We start from the raw sequence: 2167 nt of genomic DNA on the forward strand, positions 1-2167 counted from the left end.
CCTCTTTTTCTTCAAGAAGGGAAGGAATCATTACAAAATACTGAAACATACAACTCGCTCCTAAATATATTAAAATAGTTTAGCTATGAACTTATTTTGTTTCATAGTATTTAATATTTATTTAATTATTCAATTTAGAAAAAATTATAGAGAATAAGAGTTTTATTTTTAATCAACTCTACCGGTAGCACTTTCAAGTCCTAGATAGGGAAACAAGCGTTTTCCCGCCTAGATTTTTAGTGGTACACCCGCTCTGTCACGGCAGACATTGTAGAATTAGATGCTGAGTATTGGCACCGGTTTTGACAATCTTAGGGGTTGCAGGCTTAACAAACCCTCAATCTAATCTGAAAATTCTCAGGGGTTGGGTCGAACGCAGCGATCGCCCCCATCGGGAAATTTCTCGTTCAAACTCTGATTGAAATAATACTGACACCAAAATTCTGCTACTTCCAACAACATGGGTACGGATTCAGCCACGATACCCGAACCCGACGGAAGCATCTCAATTATGCAATAAGTAGAAATACTTAGAAGAGTAATATGCAATAATTATGTAAAATGTAAAAACACACTTACGAGTGAGAAAAATATGACCCCAGAAGAAACTCAAGAACTCCAAAAATGTCTAGAAAAGGTATCCGCTATCTTACTCAAGAATACACCATCAGAACAGCTAAAAGACTTTGGCAGTATTGAATTAGCCGTGAGAGATCATGTCCTCCAAGAAGTAGCCCCAGAGATTGGAAAATTTTTTAAGCAGCAGCAGCCAAACAGAAGCAGGCAGAGCTAGAGAAATCCAGACCTGCATGGGTAAATGGCGAGTGAGAGAACAACAAAGTAAAAAACTCGGACTCAAGAAAGGGACAAGATTAAGCCCTCACTTAGAAAAATGCTGCCTAATATTGAGCGCCAACGTATCCTATGCTAATACCACCAAAGACTTACAACAACTGACAGGAATATACGTATCCCACAGTACGCAACAACGGCTAGTACATCGACAAGAATTTGTGGAGGCCTCTTCAGAGACAACTGTAACCGCTTTGAGTGTAGATGGAGGCAAGGCAAGATTAAGAACCGACTTAGGAGAAGCCAGTGAATGGCGAGACTACAAAGCTGTGGCATTGCATCATCAAAAGTGTGCGGCTTTCTTTCAAGAGAATGACCAGCTATTGGATTGGGTGAATCGACAGCCTCGATAGTGAGCCAATTACTTGTTTGGGTGATGGACATCCAGGGGTCTGGAATTTGATAGCTGGGATTGCTTCATTCGAGAAACGTTTAGAGATTTTAGATTGGTATCACCGATGCGGAAAACCTCTACAAACTGGGTGGCTCTAATCAACGCTTGCGAACAATGGAGGCTCATCTGTGGCATGGTCAGGTCGATGAGGCAATCACTGCTGTGGCTGACTGGGATGTACCTCACGTCAAGAACTTTCTGGATTATTTAGAACGACATCGATGTAGGATTCCTGACTATCAGGCGATGCAGTCTCAAAAGATCACAATTGGTTCCGGTGCTGTCGAGGCTACAATTAAACAAATTGGACGGAGAATTAAAATCTCCGGGGCCGGGTGGAATCGTGACAATCTGGCTCAAGTTCTGAAACATCGTTGTGCTTATTTAAATCTCGCTTTGGCCTGAATAGTATTTATACTCATTGCATATTTGAGATGCTCCCAACCCGACTGCAATCCATAGCCTTCTACATATTCTCTAGCTAGGCAAGTAAACCCAATAGGGAAAATCTGTCTCTACAAAACAGCGCAGCGCATACTCTAGCTTTAGTAAATCTCCGCTGCGGACAAAGCGCACGGTTGTCCACCTAAAATTGCGGTAGTCATCCCCTTGCAAGCCATCAATGTCTCTCAATAAGTTTCTGAGAGATTGCCGACTTTCGTAACTAGGGTTTTCTCGGTAACTGTCCATCAGTGCGATCGCTTCACCCACTAACTGTTTTTGCTGTTCCCATTCTTCATCCGTGAAATGTTCTGGACAATTCGCCTGATTTATCTGTTGCTGCACCAGTCGAGCAATGTAGAGCGCAAACTTTTCGGCAGCGACTTCATTAACGCACAGACTCTTGATACTCGTCAGCCTGGTTATCGGTATGGCAAATCGAGCTTTTTCAACTTCTTGGGTGGCTTGAATCCATTTTTG

Annotated in this window: 2 protein-coding genes and 1 pseudogene; 1 reads left to right on the forward strand and 2 read right to left on the reverse strand. The window is 42.4% G+C overall.

The annotated features are described in order from the left end of the window. Nucleotides 1-357: 357 nt before the first annotated feature. On the reverse strand, nt 358-480 hold the full coding sequence (locus QUB30_RS33365) for a hypothetical protein (RefSeq protein WP_333342600.1): 123 nt from the start codon (nt 478-480) through the stop codon (nt 358-360). Between the two features lie 112 nt (nt 481-592). Here QUB30_RS33365 and QUB30_RS33370 point away from each other — a divergent pair. Continuing rightward, a pseudogene (locus QUB30_RS33370) lies at nt 593-1651 on the forward strand (ISKra4 family transposase). A 72-nt stretch (nt 1652-1723) separates the two neighbouring features. Here QUB30_RS33370 and QUB30_RS33375 read toward each other — a convergent pair. Further along, nucleotides 1724-2167: hypothetical protein (locus QUB30_RS33375; protein WP_333342602.1), on the reverse strand; the 444-nt coding region annotated here is incomplete at its 5' end.

The sequence above is a fragment of the Microcoleus sp. BROC3 genome, assembly GCF_036702515.1.
Taxonomy (GTDB): Bacteria; Cyanobacteriota; Cyanobacteriia; order Cyanobacteriales; family Microcoleaceae; genus Microcoleus.